Origin of the sequence: Pseudoflavitalea sp. G-6-1-2 (assembly GCF_012927185.1) — a bacterium.
Classification (GTDB): Bacteria; Bacteroidota; Bacteroidia; order Chitinophagales; family Chitinophagaceae; genus Pseudobacter.
The window spans coordinates 1,155,039-1,171,902 of the sequence record NZ_JABBGB010000001.1 but is presented as its reverse complement, the minus strand read 5'-3'; the positions used below and the strand labels follow the sequence as shown (position 1 = coordinate 1,171,902).

The 16,864-nt window shown below is 47.0% G+C and carries 15 protein-coding genes; 10 read left to right on the top strand and 5 right to left on the bottom strand.

Annotated elements, in window-relative coordinates:
* Nucleotides 1–10 precede the first annotated feature (10 nt).
* On the bottom strand, nt 11–3,070 hold the full coding sequence (locus HHL16_RS04945) for a TonB-dependent receptor (protein WP_169424025.1): 3,060 nt from the start codon (nt 3,068–3,070) through the stop codon (nt 11–13).
* A gap of 249 nt (nt 3,071–3,319) precedes the next feature.
* Between HHL16_RS04945 and ligA the strand changes: the two genes are divergently transcribed.
* The 3 genes from ligA to HHL16_RS04930 all read left to right on the top strand — a co-directional run bounded on the left by ligA (nt 3,320) and on the right by HHL16_RS04930 (nt 6,827).
* On the top strand, nt 3,320–5,416 hold the full coding sequence (gene ligA / locus HHL16_RS04940; RefSeq protein WP_169424024.1) for an NAD-dependent DNA ligase LigA: 2,097 nt from the start codon (nt 3,320–3,322) through the stop codon (nt 5,414–5,416).
* A 93-nt stretch (nt 5,417–5,509) separates the two neighbouring features.
* A complete protein-coding gene (locus tag HHL16_RS04935) occupies nt 5,510–6,052 on the top strand; it encodes an NUMOD4 domain-containing protein (protein WP_346766824.1) in 543 nt (180 codons plus the stop codon).
* Nucleotides 6,053–6,152: 100 nt separating this feature from the next.
* Nucleotides 6,153–6,827 carry a DUF2461 domain-containing protein gene (locus HHL16_RS04930; protein WP_169424022.1) on the top strand — a complete coding sequence of 225 codons (675 nt, stop codon included), beginning with the start codon at nt 6,153–6,155 and terminating at the stop codon, nt 6,825–6,827.
* Between the two features lie 9 nt (nt 6,828–6,836).
* Here the strand turns inward: HHL16_RS04930 and HHL16_RS25185 are convergent, their stop codons facing one another.
* From HHL16_RS25185 to HHL16_RS04915, 3 genes are all read right to left on the bottom strand, one after another.
* The gene (locus HHL16_RS25185; protein ID WP_277349339.1) at nt 6,837–7,094 is read right to left on the bottom strand and encodes a hypothetical protein; all 258 of its coding nucleotides are present in this window, start codon (nt 7,092–7,094) and stop codon (nt 6,837–6,839) included.
* 35 nt (nt 7,095–7,129) lie between these two features.
* A complete protein-coding gene (locus HHL16_RS25180) occupies nt 7,130–7,486 on the bottom strand; it encodes a hypothetical protein (protein ID WP_169424021.1) in 357 nt (118 codons plus the stop codon).
* Nucleotides 7,487–7,662: 176 nt separating this feature from the next.
* Complete coding sequence (locus HHL16_RS04915; RefSeq protein WP_169424020.1) at nt 7,663–8,670, bottom strand: aspartate-semialdehyde dehydrogenase; 1,008 nt, start codon at nt 8,668–8,670, stop codon at nt 7,663–7,665.
* A gap of 458 nt (nt 8,671–9,128) precedes the next feature.
* On the opposite strand from HHL16_RS04915, the gene HHL16_RS04910 reads away from it, so the two are divergent.
* Nucleotides 9,129–10,943, top strand: a complete 1,815-nt coding sequence (locus HHL16_RS04910; RefSeq protein WP_169424019.1) for a lamin tail domain-containing protein — start codon at nt 9,129–9,131, stop codon at nt 10,941–10,943.
* Between the two features lie 147 nt (nt 10,944–11,090).
* On the opposite strand, the gene HHL16_RS04905 is transcribed toward HHL16_RS04910, so the two are convergent.
* Nucleotides 11,091–12,014: a PfkB family carbohydrate kinase gene (locus HHL16_RS04905; RefSeq protein ID WP_206022251.1), complete on the bottom strand. Its 924-nt coding sequence runs from the start codon at nt 12,012–12,014 to the stop codon at nt 11,091–11,093.
* A 223-nt stretch (nt 12,015–12,237) separates the two neighbouring features.
* Between HHL16_RS04905 and HHL16_RS04900 the strand changes: the two genes are divergently transcribed.
* The 6 genes from HHL16_RS04900 to paaD all read left to right on the top strand — a co-directional run bounded on the left by HHL16_RS04900 (nt 12,238) and on the right by paaD (nt 16,825).
* Nucleotides 12,238–12,828 carry a TetR/AcrR family transcriptional regulator gene (locus HHL16_RS04900; protein ID WP_169424018.1) on the top strand — a complete coding sequence of 197 codons (591 nt, stop codon included), beginning with the start codon at nt 12,238–12,240 and terminating at the stop codon, nt 12,826–12,828.
* 21 nt (nt 12,829–12,849) lie between these two features.
* Entirely contained in the window at nt 12,850–13,932 is a 1,083-nt protein-coding gene (gene paaE / locus HHL16_RS04895; protein WP_169424017.1) for a 1,2-phenylacetyl-CoA epoxidase subunit PaaE, read from the top strand.
* Nucleotides 13,933–14,164: 232 nt separating this feature from the next.
* Entirely contained in the window at nt 14,165–15,112 is a 948-nt protein-coding gene (gene paaA, locus HHL16_RS04890; protein ID WP_169424016.1) for a 1,2-phenylacetyl-CoA epoxidase subunit PaaA, read from the top strand.
* 37 nt (nt 15,113–15,149) lie between these two features.
* A complete protein-coding gene (gene paaB, locus HHL16_RS04885; protein WP_169424015.1) occupies nt 15,150–15,512 on the top strand; it encodes a 1,2-phenylacetyl-CoA epoxidase subunit PaaB in 363 nt (120 codons plus the stop codon).
* A 21-nt stretch (nt 15,513–15,533) separates the two neighbouring features.
* Nucleotides 15,534–16,307 carry a 1,2-phenylacetyl-CoA epoxidase subunit PaaC gene (gene paaC / locus HHL16_RS04880; protein ID WP_169424014.1) on the top strand — a complete coding sequence of 258 codons (774 nt, stop codon included), beginning with the start codon at nt 15,534–15,536 and terminating at the stop codon, nt 16,305–16,307.
* A 14-nt stretch (nt 16,308–16,321) separates the two neighbouring features.
* The gene (gene paaD, locus HHL16_RS04875; RefSeq protein ID WP_169424013.1) at nt 16,322–16,825 is read left to right on the top strand and encodes a 1,2-phenylacetyl-CoA epoxidase subunit PaaD; all 504 of its coding nucleotides are present in this window, start codon (nt 16,322–16,324) and stop codon (nt 16,823–16,825) included.
* Nucleotides 16,826–16,864 lie beyond the last annotated feature (39 nt).

The following is a 16,864-nucleotide window of genomic DNA, read 5'->3' as shown; positions in this document are numbered from 1 at the left end:
TTCTTAATGATTAGAAATTCACGTTTACTCCAAATGACACTGATTTCTGCTGAGGCGGTGTGAGATAGGTGACGTTCGGACTCATATTTCTATCCTGCGGATTATCGAAGTCACGCGCAATCTCAGGATCGCCTCCGGGGAATTTGGAGAAAGTGAGCAGGTTCATTCCGGTAACAAATGCTTTGATACCTCGAATGCGTGAGTTTTTGAACATCGTGGAGGGGAAGTTATAGTTCAACGTGAGTTCACGCAAACGCAGGAAACTGGCGCTGTACAGGAACATTGTAGAGTTATATTGCCATTCGCTCGATAACCCGGCATAAGTAGATGTGTTCATGGTAAGCCTTGGGTATTTGGCTTCGTCGCCGGGTTTGCGCCAGCGGTCTTTGAGGTCTTCACGGATCACCCAGTCGGTGATCACACCAGCCTGACGTTTGGCAGCACCGTCGTAGATATTTCCGCCGATAGCGAAAGTGAAGAGGGCACCGAGATCAAATCCTTTGTAGCTCCAGTTGGAGTTGAAGCCACCAACATAATCGGGAATCACAGATCCTACAGGTACGCGATGATCGAGTGAAAAAGTCTTGGTGGTTTTTCCGTTTACGTCGAGCCAGATTGGAAGGCCATCACTCGGATCTACGCCAACATAGCGAACGAGATAGTTTGTTCCTACGGGATATCCTGGGATGATCCGCGTATCGTTGCTTCCTCCACCCACAGCATCGGCTGTGAGTTGACCAATACTGATTACTTTATTGGAGTTCCGGCTGATGTTTCCGCCAACCGTCCAGCTGAAATCTTTTTGGTCTACCACTTTTGCAGTGATGCTGAATTCAATGCCTTCATTCTGGATCTTTCCGCCATCGAGGTTACGCCATGCATCTTTGAAACCGGTGTTGTACATGATACCTGTATTGAGCAATTGATCAATCGTTGTTTTGCGATAGTAGGCAACTTCACCTGAGATGCGGTTATTGAGGATGGAGAATTCCAGGGCTACATCTACGTTGCGCATGGTTTCCCATTTGAGATCGGGGTTACCGATATTGTCGGGATACAGTGTTGGATTACCATTGAACAAATCTCCCGGGCTAAGTTTAGAGTAGTAGGCACCTGAAGGTATATCTGCATTACCCACAACGCCATAACTCGCACGGAGTTTGAGGAATCGCAGCCAGTTGATATTTTTCGCAAAATCTTCTTCTGTGATGATCCACGCAGCTGACGCCGCAGGGAAGAAACCATATTTGTTGTTGGGACCGAATTTGGAAGACCCATCAGCACGCCCCAACACCTGCAGCACATAACGGTTCTTCAAAGTATAGTTGATACGCCCGAAGAAAGAAACGAAGGTCCAGGCATCTACTTCACCGAGGGTTCTGGCTCCGCTGGCTTCGAGAGAATCCCTTACGTGTTTGTAGAGCGATTTATTTTTCCAGAAAGGCTTGTCTGTATATGCGAAGATGTCGCTGTTGTATGCTTTTCTTTTGTACTCCTGCGCTTCGGTACCGCCCATGAAACTGAACCTGCTGTTCTCATTCGGGTTCCAGTTGTAAGTGGCAGTGAAGTTGCCCTGCATGTTGCTGGCATTGAAATAATATCTTTTGGCAATGCCGGGTCTTCCATCGGTGTAATCGTTGTGCAGTGCAGATTCGAAGCGATCGTCGAATGAAGTGGTATAATCGATATTCGCTGTAGCTCTGAGTGTAAGATCTTTGATGGGTTGATATTCTACTGCAAACTGACCAATGTATTTGTTTTCCGTATTGCGCCATTTGCTTTCTTCGCGGCGGAATACCGGATTGGTCATTCCGTTTTTGAAGTAAGTGCCATCGGCGTTGTACACCGGATAGATGGGCAATGCATTCTGCATCGCATCTCCGATACCACCTGCCCATGCAGCAGGAACGCGCAGGTTATTTCCTCTGTTCCATGCAGTGTTCAGCATTATTTTCAGATTCTTCAGCACCTGAAAATCAAAATTGCCTCTGAGGCTTAATCGCTCGAAGGCATTTCCTTTGATATAACTTTCATCTTTTCCGTAACTGGCAGCCACATAGCTTTTGAGCCAGTTGTTGCCGGCAGTCATGCTGAGATTATGATCGTTGATGAAACCTGTTCGGGTGAGCAGATCCCACCAGTCGGTATTGTTCTTTGTAGCCTGATCCCAGGTGAGTCCGCCGGGCAGTGGAGCTTTACCGGTATGGCCGTCGTTCTCCCATGCTTCCTGACGCATCTGCAACCATTCCGGACCATCGAGAAATTTCTGACGCACGGCCCATGTGCTGAAGCCGAAACGATTATTGTAATTGAAACGGGGCTTGCCGCTTTTGCCTTTTTTGGTGGTGATGAGAATAACACCGTTGGCACCGCGGCTTCCGTAGATCCCGGCAGAACCGGCGTCTTTCAATACTTCTATGGATTCGATATCGTTGGGGTTGATGGTGGCCAGCGGGTTCTGGTTCTGTCCTCCATCGTTCTTGCGAAGGAAAGGATCAGAAACGATGGGAACGCCATCCACCACATAAAGCGGGTCGCCGCCTGCGCTGATGCTTCCTACACCACGGATACGAACAACCGAGCCGCTGCCGGCGAGGCCGCTGCCCTGGATCACCTGCACACCGGGGGCCCTTCCCTGAAGCGAAGCTTCAAAGCTGGGTGTAGGCAGCGCTGTGATCTTGTCGCCTGAAACTTTTGAAATGGCTCCGGTAACCTCTCTGCGGCGTTGAGTGCCATAACCAATCACCACCACTTCGTTGAGGTTGATGGTAGTTGCTTTGAGTGTTACATTCAGTACCGATTGCCCGGCGATATTCACGTCGCGGCTGTCAAAGCCAACGCCACTGAATACGAGCACTTCGGTAGAAGCAGGAATGGTAATGGAAAAGGTTCCTTCACCGGAGGTGGAAGTTCCACCCGATCCACCCTTAGGTGTAACCGAAATACCCGGAAGCGGTGTTCCGTCTTTTTCATTGGTGACCTTACCGGTAATGGTTTTGTTTTGCGCCAGAGAAGTGAGGGGTAGCGCTAAAAGGAGAGCAAATATCCCCACAAGCAGTTTGTGTGGCATAAACAATCGTTCTTTTGATTAATTTTTGAAAATGCGTACCGTTTACACATTAACAGGATGTGTAAATTGTACACAATATAGTCGAATTTCTGAATCCGCCAAAAAAACTTAAACGCCCTGAATCAGGCCAGAACCAATGCTGTTAAGGTTTGTATGCTATCGGAAGGATGTCTAATATAATCATTTTTAAGGAGTATGATTTGCTTCCGTACCACACATTGACCTAATTTTGTTTACCTTATAATTACTATGTATTCTCCAGACCAAACCAAAAAATTGCAGCAACTGAGCATCAGTCTGCTGAAGCAGGATGAGAAACATCCCGATCAAAAAAACCTGAACGATCTCCGCGAAGTGCTCCGCTTTCACGAGCACCGCTATTATATTCTCAACGATCCGCTGATTGCGGATCAGGAGTACGACAAGCTGTTCAAAACAGTGGAGAAGATAGAGCAGGAGCATCCTGATCTGGTAACGCCCGATTCGCCTACGCAGCGTGTGAGCAAGGGATTAACGAAAGACTTTCCGCCCGCTCCGCACCTGGTGCCGATGTTGTCGCTCGATAACTCTTACAACGAAGATGATCTGCGCGACTGGGACCGCCGTGTGCGCGAACTGGCGAAGACAGACAATATCGTTTACTGCATAGAGCCAAAGTTCGACGGGGCCAGCATTTCACTGATCTATGAAAACGACCTGCTTTCGCGCGGGGCTACCCGTGGCAATGGCGTTACAGGGGACGATATCACTACAAATATCAAACAGATCCGCTCTGTGCCGCTCTCCGCAAAGTTTTCGGACTACGGCATTCAGCAGATAGAGATCAGGGGTGAAGTGCTGATCAACAAAACCAATTTCAAAAAATACAACGAGCAGCTGGCAGAGCAGAACCTGCCGCCGCTGGCCAATCCGCGCAATGCTGCTGCGGGTACGCTTCGAATCAAAGATCCTAAGGAAGTGGGCAAGCGCAACCTCGAAGCCTTTCTCTACCATGTTAGTTATTTCACGCTCACGCCGAAGCACACACTGCCGGAAGCATTGCAGAGCCATAGCGGCAGTCTGCAGATGCTCTGGGATCTGGGTTTCCGCAGTCCGATGAAAGAAGCGAAGAAATTCAATGGCATCGAAGCCATCATTCAATACTGCAATGATTTTGAAGCACATCGCGACGATCTGCCTTATGAGATCGATGGTATGGTGATAAAAGTAGACAGCATCGATATGCAGGATCAGTTGGGTATGACCACCCATCACCCACGATGGGCGATAGCCTTCAAGTTCAAGGCCCGTCAGGGTACCAGCAAATTGCGCAGTGTTGAATATCAGGTGGGAAGAACAGGTTCGGTTACTCCAGTGGCCAAGATCGACCCGGTTTCCATAGGGGGCGTTACCGTTAGTTCCATCTCACTTTTCAATGAAGATGTGATCCGCGAAAAAGATCTCAAAATCGGCGATATGGTTTTGGTAGAGCGCGCCGGAGATGTGATCCCATACATAGTTAAACCACTTGCAGAACTCAGAACAGGAGGAGAAACAGAGATTGTCTTCCCAACAGAATGCCCTGTATGCGGGCATCCGCTCGACAAGCCTGAAGGCGAAGCTGTATGGCGTTGTAACAATATTAACTGTGAGGCACAAGTGGTGGAGCGCATCATTCACTTCACCAGCAAGGATGCCATGGATATACGAGGATTGGGGGATGCCAATATCCGCAAGTTCTTCGAACTGAAATTTCTCAAAGACCTGCCCGGCATCTACGAATTGCCATTCGATCAAATCCGCGCCCGCGAAGGATTTGGCGAGAAAAGTATTACCAATCTGCAAACCGCCATCGAGGCATCGAAATCGCAACCGCTTCACCGGCTGATCTTCGCACTGGGTATCCGTTATGTTGGAGAGACCACTGCAAAAACATTGGCGCATGCGGTTAAATATCTTCCCGACCTGCAGAATTTTTCGCTCGAAGAATTGCAGCAACTGGAAGATATCGGTCCGAAAGTAGCGGGAAGCGTCTATAGTTTTTTCCACAATTGGGACAGCCTGGAAATGCTGAAAAAGCTGGAATCTCTTGGGCTTCAGCTGAAAAACGAGCAGAAAGAAATTGGCAGCGAAGGCAACCTCGTAGGACAAACGTTTTTGCTCACCGGAACGCTCCCTACGCTGAAACGCAGTGAGGCAGAGGAGTTGATTGAAACTAACGGTGGAAAGATCGTAGGCTCCGTTAGCTCCAAGCTGAATTATCTGATAGTAGGGGAAGACGCAGGATCCAAGCTGGAAAAGGCCAAAAAGATCCCAACGGTGAAGATCATCACAGAATCGGAGTTCCTGCAAATGGTTAACCGCTGATCCATTCTTATTATTGTTTTTTGATATTCGCGCGGCTTTTTTTGTAACTTTAGCCAAAAGGAAAAGGCGATGATAAAAAAACTTCCAAACGAGGTGTGGAAACCACTACAGTTTCCAGGCTGGAAACACCTCCGTAAAAAGTATGCGCTGTCATCTCACGGCCGCATAGCCAGCTATACAGACGATGTGGTTGAAGACGGTAAGTTGTTGCAAGGATCCTTGACAACAGGTTACAGAACACTTAACCTCCATCGTCCGGGTAACAACGGTACCTTGTACATTCACCGTGAAATTGCCCGTCTGTTCTTAAAGAAACCTTCACTCAAGCACAAGTATGTGATTCACTCCAATCACAACAAGCTCGACAACAATGTGAAGAATCTCAAATGGGCTACGCTCGAACAAATGATCGAACATCAGCAAAACAGCCCTGCAAAAATTGCCTACAAAAAAGTACAGGCAAACCGCACTGAAGGCCTTAAACTGAACGCAGTTCAGGTAAAGGCTATCAAAAAAACCCTTACAGACAAGAACCGGAAGCTCACCATCAAAAAGCTCGCAGAGAAATACGGTGTCAGTGAAATGACAATGTATCGCATCAAGAGCGGTGAGAACTGGGGACGAATTAAGAATTAACCTTGGTCCTACTGCATTCTGGTGGTGTAAATTGAGACGGCGCTCTTTTTACACCACTTTTTTTATGCCCGCTCGTGAGCGGGTTTTACATTTGTAGTCTATGATACAAGCATCTACCCTCACCTTCTTCCGTCAGTTGCGGAAGAACAATCACAAGCAATGGTTCGACGAACACCGCGCGCAGTACGATGCAGCACGTGCAGACATCGAGCAGTTTCTGCAGGCGTTGATTGACAAACATGGTAAGAAAGATCCTGAGATCAGCAACAATACCGGCAAAGCATCGATGTACCGCATCAACCGCGATATCCGTTTCTCAAAAGATAAAACACCCTACAAATCGCATCAGGCCGCAGGCTTCGGCAAAGGAGGCAAAAAAGCCGAGCTCGCAGGCTATTACGTACACATCGAACCCGATGGCAAAACAATGATCGCAGGGGGCCTCTGGATGCCTTCAGGCGACAACCTGAAGCATGTAAGGCAGGAGATCGATTACTGTTACGATGAATTCAGCAAGATCATCAAAGGCAAGAAATTCAAATCGCAGTTCGGAGATCTCGATCGTGGAGAAGGCATGAGCTTAGTGAAAGTACCCGCAGGATTTGAGAAAGATAATCCGGCTGCAGAAGAACTGAAGCTGAAGAGCTGGCTGGTGCAGAAAACTTTTACCGATGCGGAAGTAACGTCGAAAGATTTTCTGAAGAAGGCTGCAGAAGCGTTTGAGACGATGATGCCGTTGATTAAGTTTCTGAACAGGGCGCTGGAAGATCATTGAGAACGCTTCTCATGATCTTTCCATAACATAGAAGACAGTATCAATGAAGAAGAGAATGCCATCTTTGGCAATTACATTTTCGTCATGCATATCTTCGAGTAATAACCCAAATTCATTGTTGTAGTAGTCCTGCCTTCTGGTATTCTGGAAGCCGTTGAATACAAGCAGATCTTTAATGTCTTCCAGATCTGCTTGTCCGCCTTCAATAAACTGTTGTTCAAGCACAGCACAAAGCATGCCTTCACCTCCAGTAACGAAGCCAAGCAATGTATAAGAGGTGTATGGAAAAAGTAGATTGTGAGTTACCAGGCTATTGAAATACCAGCCCAGGTAGCGTAATAAACAGCGTCGTTAACTTTTATCACATGCCTGTGATCGGGAGCGAGATAAATTTCAGATTCACCGCCTCTTGTTAAATACAAACTGCCTTCTGGTAAGGAAGGCAGCCATAGTCCATTATTTTCTGCATATGTTTTTAAGAATCCTGCCTGCTCTTCTTTGAGAATTGAGCGATTTTGGAATTCTTTTTTAACAGTAGGATTTGCTCCAAAGCTTTCGCAAAGGAGATTTCTGATTGTAGTGCAATGATCTGCTTGCCCTTCAAGGATAGTTCCTCCAACGACATTTTGTAACTTTTTTCGGATTTCATCTGAGATCATTTTGATCAAAATTAAGAAAATACATCAATACATAAAAGCCCCACCTCCTACGGCTTTGATCAGATGGTTAACAGCACTTTAGAAATATTATCCTGCAACAAAATACAAAAAGCCTGCACAGTGTGCAGGCTTTTTCCGAAATAACCATATAACATCGGAGCATAGCTCCAGTTACATTACAACAGTTGTTTGCTCACCAGATACTCAGCAATCTGAACCGCATTGGTAGCAGCGCCTTTACGCAGGTTATCGCTCACGATCCACATATTGAGGGTATTGGGCTGGGTTTCATCCCTGCGCAATCTTCCTACAAACACCTCATCGCGCTCATGCGCATCTTTAGGCATTGGATATTCCTGTGCTGCAGGATCATCCACCAATACCACACCAGGAGCAGCTTTCAGCAACGCTTTCACTTCGTTGAGATCGAAGTCGCTTTCGAACTCCACGTTCACGCTTTCGCTGTGGCCGCCCATTACAGGTATACGAACCGTAGTAGAAGTAACACGGATGGTTTCATCGCGCATGATCTTCTTGGTTTCGAGTACCATCTTCATCTCTTCTTTGGTATAACCATTGTCGAGAAACACATCGATCTGAGGAATCACGTTCAGGTCGATTGGATATTTGTACGCCATGGGATATTCGCCATTGCTGCCTTTCACGGCTTTATCGCGCTCACCCATCAGCTGGTCAACCGCTTTTTTGCCGGTACCTGTAACACTCTGGTAAGTTGATACCACCACACGTTTCACCTGATATTTTTTGTGCAGCGGATTGAGTGCCACCACCATCTGAATGGTAGAACAGTTGGGGTTTGCGATGATCTTATCATCTTTTCCCAGTGCATCTGCATTGATTTCAGGAACCACCAGTTTTTTGGAAGGATCCATACGCCATGCAGATGAATTGTCGATAACAGTGATACCTGCTTCAGCAAATTTGGGAGCCCATTCCAGTGAAGTGCTGCCACCCGCTGAAAACAAGGCTACATCAGGTTTTGCAGCGATAGCGTCCGTCATGCTAACCACCTTGTATCCCTTACCCTTATAGAATACTTCTTTACCGATTGATCTTTCTGAAGCAACTGGAAGGAGTTCAGTAACGGGAAAATTCCTTTCTGAGAGGATCTGTAACATTTTGGTGCCTACCAGACCAGTGGCGCCTACAACTGCAACTTTCATTGTTATAAGTGATTGTTTTAAGTGATCAGTATTAAAAATTAGTTTAATAAAAAAAGCCTCCCCGTGTGGGAAGGCCTTTTGATATTTTATGTTTGACATACAAAACTATCCTAAACCTTCCCGTTTGTGGGACGCTTCTTCGTACGCTTTGTATGTTTCATCATTTTTGACATCTGGTACCAAAAATAGTACGCAATATCTGTGTGCCAAAATTTTTTTTTGAGGATGACAAGAACAGTTGTTAGCCGGCCAATCTGAGTTAATCCAGCAAAACAGCCTGTTTCAGGATGGCTGCTCATAAAACAATACTGAAAGTCAACAGATAAAGTCCGCCGGGTAAGAGGCAATATTTTCCTAAATAACTTTCGAAACCGAAGAAGGATTTATTTCGTTTATTATTTCGATTATAGGTTAACGTTGATCAATACACGTAACCTATAAAGTGTCAATCCGACCTTATGAAAGAAAGAAAACCTTCTCTGGAAAATACCAGCAGCCATTGGTATAAAGATGATGGGCGTTACCCGAAAGCGCATAAGCGCGTTATTCATTTCTTAACAGGAATAATGATGGCGATGCTTTTCTCCATACCGGCATCCGCAAATATTGCCGTAAATGCTATCAGCCGCTATCAGCTCATCATTACCGAGATTATGGCTGATCCTTCGCCACCAAAGGGCCTTCCGGAATACGAGTACATCGAATTGAAAAACATTTCAGGAAAAGCGCTGGACCTCATCGGCTGCAAACTCGCTGATGAAAACGGATCTGCGAATTTCTCAAAGTCTACTATCCTTAAACCCGACAGCTTTCTTATCTGCTGCTCCAATACAGCAGCGCCCTATTTGCAGCGGTATGGAAAAACAATCGGGCTCTCCAATTGGCCTTCATTCGGAAACGAAAGTGGCATTGTGCAACTGATCTCGCCGCAAGGAAATATCATCCATGCAATCAGCTGGCATTCGAGCTGGTACAGAAACACCATCAAATCATCGGGAGGGTGGAGCCTTGAAATGATCAGTCCATTTCAATACTGCGCCGGGCAAAGTAACTGGACGGCCAGCAATGACGAAGCAGGAGGCACTCCGGGCCGCATCAACAGCGTTAACGCAACGGCAAAGGACGAGCTTCCACCTGCACTTCTTCGAACCTATGCTACAGATAGCCTGCACCTCATGGCTGTTTTCGACGAACCCGTTGACAGCGCCAGTGCTGCATCACCAGTGGGTTTCAGGCTGGATGGCATGCAGCAGGCACCAGCATTCTGCAATGCAGTTCCGCCACTTTTCAATGAAGTGCAGATCAGATTACCCGCAGCTATGCAGGAGCAAACTGTTTACAAACTCATCGTAAAAGAACTGAAAGATTGCATAGGGAATACTGTTGGCATGCTCAACAACGCAAAAGCAGGCAGAGCTTCTTCCGCGGCTGCCGGAGATATCGTTATCAATGAATTGCTGGCAGATCCTCCACCCGAAGGAGATGATTATGTAGAATTGTTCAACACCAGCAAAAAGATCATCGACCTCAGCAAACTTTACTTCAGCAACAGAAACAGTGCGCAGGTTTTAATCAATTCAAAACCTGCAACCCACTTTCCTTTTTTGCTGTTTCCTGGCGACTACCTCGCCATCTGTTCCATACCAGAATGGCTGGGCAGCAAATATGTATTGAAAGATCGCAGCGCAGTTCTTGCAGTTAATTCACTGCCATCTCTTCCAAATGAAAATGGTTCGCTGGTGTTGAGTAATTCACAAGGAAAAATAATCGATGAAATAAATTATGATATTGGCTGGCATTTTTCGTTGCTGCAATCAGCGGAAGGCATTTCGCTGGAACGCATCGATCCATTGCAACCCGGCACTAAAAACAATTTCATGTCGGCTGCAACTACCGCAGGGGGTGGCACACCGGGATACATCAACTCTCAATACAGATCACTTGGGTCAATTCAGGCACAGTTCAGTCTTTCATCAAAATCTTTCTCCCCAGATCTCGATGGCATCGATGATGTGTTGCATATCCAATACAATATGAACACAACAGGAGTTGTTTGCACTGTTCAGGTTTTTGACCTCGATGGAAACCCCATCAGAATGCTTGCAGCAAATGCGTTGACCGGAATTTCAGGAAGTTTCAGCTGGGACGGCCTCAGCGAATCAAAGCTGGCACTGCCTTCGGGGATCTACATTATTCTGGCAAGCTGGTTCAATTCGAACGGAGCAACGGGAAAATGGAAACAGGGAGTGGTGCTTACAAGAAGAAAAAACTGAAAAGGGGGGAATCAATTTTTCAGAAGGGCTGTACCTGTTCTTAACCGGTGATGGTAATGCGGACGGAATCTATTTCCCTCCGAAAGCTGCAAAGCAAGTGGTCACTTTCGTTTTCACCTGATTTGCAGCAACGGAAAGAAAACTATGTTACACTAACTCGATATCGAAATTCACCAGATTCACAAATTGCTCAATTCTGGTATGGATATCCTGCTGGCTGATCTCTCTCAAACGATCCGGACCGAATTTCTCCACGCAGAAAGATGCCAGTGCAGAACCTACGATGATACCGGTTTTCATGTTCTCGAAAGAAATGTCTTTGGTACGGGCGATATGACCCATGAAACCACCGGCAAATGTATCACCGGCACCTGTTGGATCGAATACATCTTCCAGCGGAAGTGCAGGAGCAAAGAATACATTGTCCTGATGGAAAAGCAATGCACCATGCTCACCTTTCTTGATCACCAGGAACTTCGGTCCCATTTCCATGATAGCTTTTGCAGCTTTCACCAGTGAGAACTGGCCACTGAGCTGTCTTGCTTCGCTGTCGTTGATCATCAGCACGTCTACCATCTTCAGCACTTCTTCGAGCTCAGGCATGGCAGACTCCATCCAGAAGTTCATCGTGTCCATTGCAATCAGCTTGGGGCGAACGCTCATCTGCTCGATCACTTTTTTCTGAATTGCAGGGTGCAGGTTGCCGAGCATTACGAACTCAGCATCGCGATACGCCTGAGGAAGCTCCGGATTGAAATCGAGCAACACGTTCAGGTCGGTTACCAGTGTATCACGACTATTCATGTCCATATGATAGCGGCCGCTCCAGAAGAAAGATTTCTTATCTGCAACGATTTCCACGCCATCCAGCTGAACACCTCTTTTGGTCAGCTCTTCCATTTCTTCTTTGGGGAAGTCGTAACCCACAATGGATACCTGCTGAATGGGTTTTACAAAATTGCTGGCAGCATACGCAACGTAAGTTGCTGATCCGCCTACAATCTGATTCACCTTTCCAAAAGGAGTTTCGATAGCATCAAATGCCATGGTACCTACTACAACTAAAGACATAATCTGTTTTTACTATTAAAGAATTGGTATTTCAGTGGAAAAAATCGTGCAAACCTACAGGATTTTTCGCAGCGGCTAAAACCTGATTCTCAGCACAGGTACTGCACCCCGGCAGATTTTTGTTAAGGCTTGTTAGTGCATTTTTTGAATCTTTTTGTAACTTCCTATGGAAAAATACCTAACACACGTTAGTTTTTTATTTATCTTTGACCTTCTATTACTCATGGCAAAAATCAAAAGTAACCGCACCAGTACACGTAAAGACGTGATTATTTCCAAAGCAGCCATCCTCTTCCGCGAGAAAGGATACAGCGCAACATCCATGCGCGATCTCGCAGAGCATGTGGGGGTGGAAGCTGCCAGCCTGTACAACCACATTAGCTCAAAAGCTGAAATTCTGCAGGAGATCTGCTTCCGCGTTGCCACCAAATTCATGACCCATATCGAAGAGGTGGAACAAAGCAAGAAAACAGAGATCGAAAAAGTAGAAGCCATTCTTCGTTTCCATATCAAACAAATGGTAGACAGCTACGAAGAAGTGTATGTGAGCGATCGCGAATGGAAACACCTCACCGATCCATATCTGTCCAACATGCAGGGCCAGCGCAGAGCTTACCGTCAGCGCATCGGAAAGATCATTGAAGACGGCGTACAGAAAGGCGAGATCAAAAAAATCGATCCCTCCACAGCAGTATTGATCATGCTCCATGCAGTAAGCGGTATCGAGAGCTGGCACAGAAGCAAAAAGAAAATCGAAGGAGAATTGCTGGAAGAGAACATGGTAGAGATACTGGTAGGAGGATTACAGAAATAACTAAAAAAAGAAATATCATTCGTGGCTACACATTTTCACTCCCTCACGGTTGCAGACGTGCGAAAAGAAACCCCTGAATGCATCTCCGTGGTTTTTGAGATCCCCGAATCTCTCAAAGAAACCTACGGCTTTGTTCAAGGGCAGAACATTACACTCAAGCAAATGATCAACGGCGAAGAACTGCGCCGCTCTTATTCCATCTGCAGCAGTCCCCGCGAGAACGAGCTTCGCATCGCCATCAAAAAAATGGACGATGGAAGATTCTCCTCCTGGGCCAATGCCAATATCAAAAAGGGAGATGTATTTGAAGTGTTGCCACCAACAGGGAAGTTCTACACAGAACTCAATCCTGTTAACCAGAAGCATTACCTGGCTTTCGCTGCAGGCAGTGGCATCACGCCCATCCTCAGCATCATCAAAACCACACTGGCCATTGAGCCGAAGAGCCATTTCACTCTCGTGTATGGTAACCGCAACCGTGGCAGCATCATCTTCAAAGAGCAACTGGAAGCGTTGAAGAATATGTTCATGGATCGTTTTGTGGTGCATCATATTCTTAGCAGAGAAAAAACCGATGCCAGTATCAATTATGGACGCATCAATGCAGAGAAATGCGAGCAGCTGGCTGCAAAGCTGATCGACATCAACCTCGTAGACGATTTCTTCATCTGTGGTCCCGAAGAAATGATCTTCGACGTAAAGAACTGGCTCGAATCGAAAAACATCGACAGCAAGAAACTGCATTTTGAACTGTTCACTACGCCCGGACAAAAAACCGCACAGAAAAAATCTGAAGAAGAGCAGGCCGAACATGCAGGCAAATCAAGTGATGTAACCGTGAAGCTCGATGGCATTGCCTTCGACTTCAAACTCCCCTACGGAGGCGATTCCATACTGGATGCTGCGCTCAAACAGGGAGCCGATCTTCCATATGCCTGCAAAGGCGGTGTATGCGCCACCTGCCGCGCAAAGATTCTCGAAGGCGCCGTAAGCATGGATACCAACTATGCCCTCGAACCAGACGAGATCGAAAAAGGATTTGTACTCACCTGCCAAAGCCATCCCCGCACCGAAAAAGTAGTGGTTGACTTTGATGCCAGATAAATCCGGCTCCAACAAAACGATTGCCCATACTGAAAATATAAGCAGGCCACGGATCATAGTCCACAGCCTGATCAACAAAGCAAATTCACTCTCAGCGTGTTCGCACTGAATTGGTTCCGGAACGGCGAATATTGAATTTTCCGTATGTCAGTTTTCTGCAAAACACCACTAACAATTGTTAGTTTTTAAGGTGAAATTTGTTATCTTTGAACCTCACTTAAACTGTACAATTATGTCTGTTCAGGAACTGGAGAAAATCTTCCAGCAGAAGATAGACCAGGAGATTAAGATCGAACCGAAGGACTGGATGCCCGATGCCTATCGCAAAACGCTGGTACGTCAGATCAGCCAGCACGCGCATAGCGAAATCATCGGCATGCTGCCCGAAGGCAACTGGATTACCCGTGCTCCGAGCCTGAAACGCAAAGCCATTCTGCTTGCCAAGGTTCAGGACGAAGCAGGTCACGGTCTCTATCTCTATGCTGCAACCGAAACACTCGGCACCAGCCGCGAGCAGACACTGGATGATCTTCATTCAGGCAAAGCAAAATATTCTTCCATCTTCAACTATCCCACATTAACCTGGGGCGATATCGGCGCCATCGGCTGGCTCGTTGACGGAGCCGCTATTCTGAACCAGGTGATGTTATGCCGCACGAGTTACGGTCCGTATTCACGTGCCAATATCCGCATCTGCAAAGAAGAAAGTTTTCACCAACGCCAGGGCTTCGACATCCTCATGGTACTTTCTCAGGGAACACCCGAACAGAAAGCTATTTGTCAGGATGCCATCAACCGCTGGTGGTGGCCATCGCTGATGATGTTCGGTCCTAAAGACGGGGAATCCACTCACTCCGAGCAAAGCACCATCTGGAAGATCAAACGCAAAAGCAACGATGAACTTCGTCAGCAATTTGTGAACATGATTGCAGAGCAGGTGAAGATCCTCGGCATGACGCTCCCTGATGCAGACCTCAAATTCAATCCAGCCACCAAAAACTACGACTTCGGAGAAATCGACTGGAACGAATTCTGGAATGTGGTGAAAGGAAACGGCCCCTGCAACAAACAACGCCTCGAAACACGTCGTAAGGCACATGCAGACGGAGCATGGGTACGTGCAGCAGCAGAAGCGCATTCAGAAAAAAGAAAAGCAAGAGCAGCACAGAAAGTTGCGTAGCAGTTCTTCAAAATTCTAACAGTTTCAATTCGCAATAATGAATATCAGACTCACAAAATATTATTACGGAGACATCCCCGAAGAAAAAGGCGGAGGCAGCGCAGCAAAGTCTGAAAGCACCGCCAACTGGCCACTCTGGGAAGTTTTTATCCGCAGCAAACAAGGCCTCGATCACAAACACGTGGGCAGCCTTCATGCAACCGATGCAAAAATGGCTATCGAAAATGCACGTGATGTTTACACCCGCCGCATGGAAGGCATCAGCATCTGGGTAGTGGAAAGCAAATACATCCACGCCAGCAATCCCGATGATGCAGAAGCATTCTACGAACCAGCGAACGACAAAGTGTACCGCCATCCGACTTTCTACGATCTGCCGGATGAAGTGAAACATATGTAATCAACTTTTAATCGCCCGCAATTGAGCTCTCAAGCACTTATCAACTATAGCCTCTACCTGGCAGACAACACACTTATTCTTGCGCAACGCAATGCAGAATGGTGCGGCCACGGCCCTATCCTGGAGCAGGATATAGCATTGACCAATATTTCACTGGATCTTCTGGGACAATCCAGAAGCTTCTATCAATATGCAGCAACACTCATCAACGAGGCCAATCCTTCTGCCACTCCTGTGTCGGAAGATTCGCTGGCTTTCCGTCGTGATGTGTACGATTTCAAAAATATTCTGATCACAGAACTGCCTAACGGCGATTGGGGCAATACCATCCTCCGTCAGTTCTTCTTCAGCGCATACCAGTTTTTGCTTTACCAGCAAATGAAACAATCTTCCGACGCTACGCTCGCAGCCATTGCAGAGAAATCGTTGAAAGAAGTAACCTACCATCTTCGCTGGAGCAGCGAATGGGTGATCCGTTTGGGTGATGGAACCGAAGAAAGCCATGATCGAATGACCAGCGCTGTAGAAAACCTCTGGTCTTTCACAGGCGAAGTATTTGAAGCAGCGCCTTTCGAGAAAGACGCTGTGGAAGCGGGTTTCGGCATTGATCCTGCATCTCTGAAATCTGCCTGGCTCGAAAAGGTAACAGAAATTTTTACTGAAGCCACGCTTGCTGTTCCGCCATCCGGCTGGATGCAGACCGGCGGCAAAACAGGAAAACATTCCGAATATCTCGGCTTTATTCTGGCCGAAATGCAATTTCTCCAGCGCGCTTATCCCGATGCAAGCTGGTAGATGAAATACTAATCATGGCAAGTGTTACCGATATATCAACCGCGCATGTATGGGACTTACTGGAAGCAGTAACCGATCCTGAAGTGCCTGTACTGTCGATACTCGATCTGGGTATCGTGCGCGATGTGAAAGTGGAGAACAATCATGCGCATATCGTGATCACACCCACTTACTCCGGATGCCCGGCCATGGATGTGATCAGCATGAGCATCCGCATGCAGCTGCTGTCGAATGGTTTCAAAGAAGTGAGCATCACTCAGGTGCTCAGTCCTGCGTGGACCACCGATTGGATGACCGAAGCCGGCAAGGAAAAACTCCGCGCCTATGGCATCGCTCCTCCCAATCCAACGCAACAGGTCTGCAACACCAAACTCTTTGCCGACGACGAAGCTGTGCAATGCCCGCACTGCAATTCCTGGAACACCCGCCGGCTCAGCGAGTTCGGGTCTACTGCCTGCAAATCGCTGTTCCAGTGCAACGACTGCCATGAGCCCTTCGATTATTTCAAGTGTCATTGATCAGTGGCTTCCGGCATCATCCGAATAACAGCTACCTTT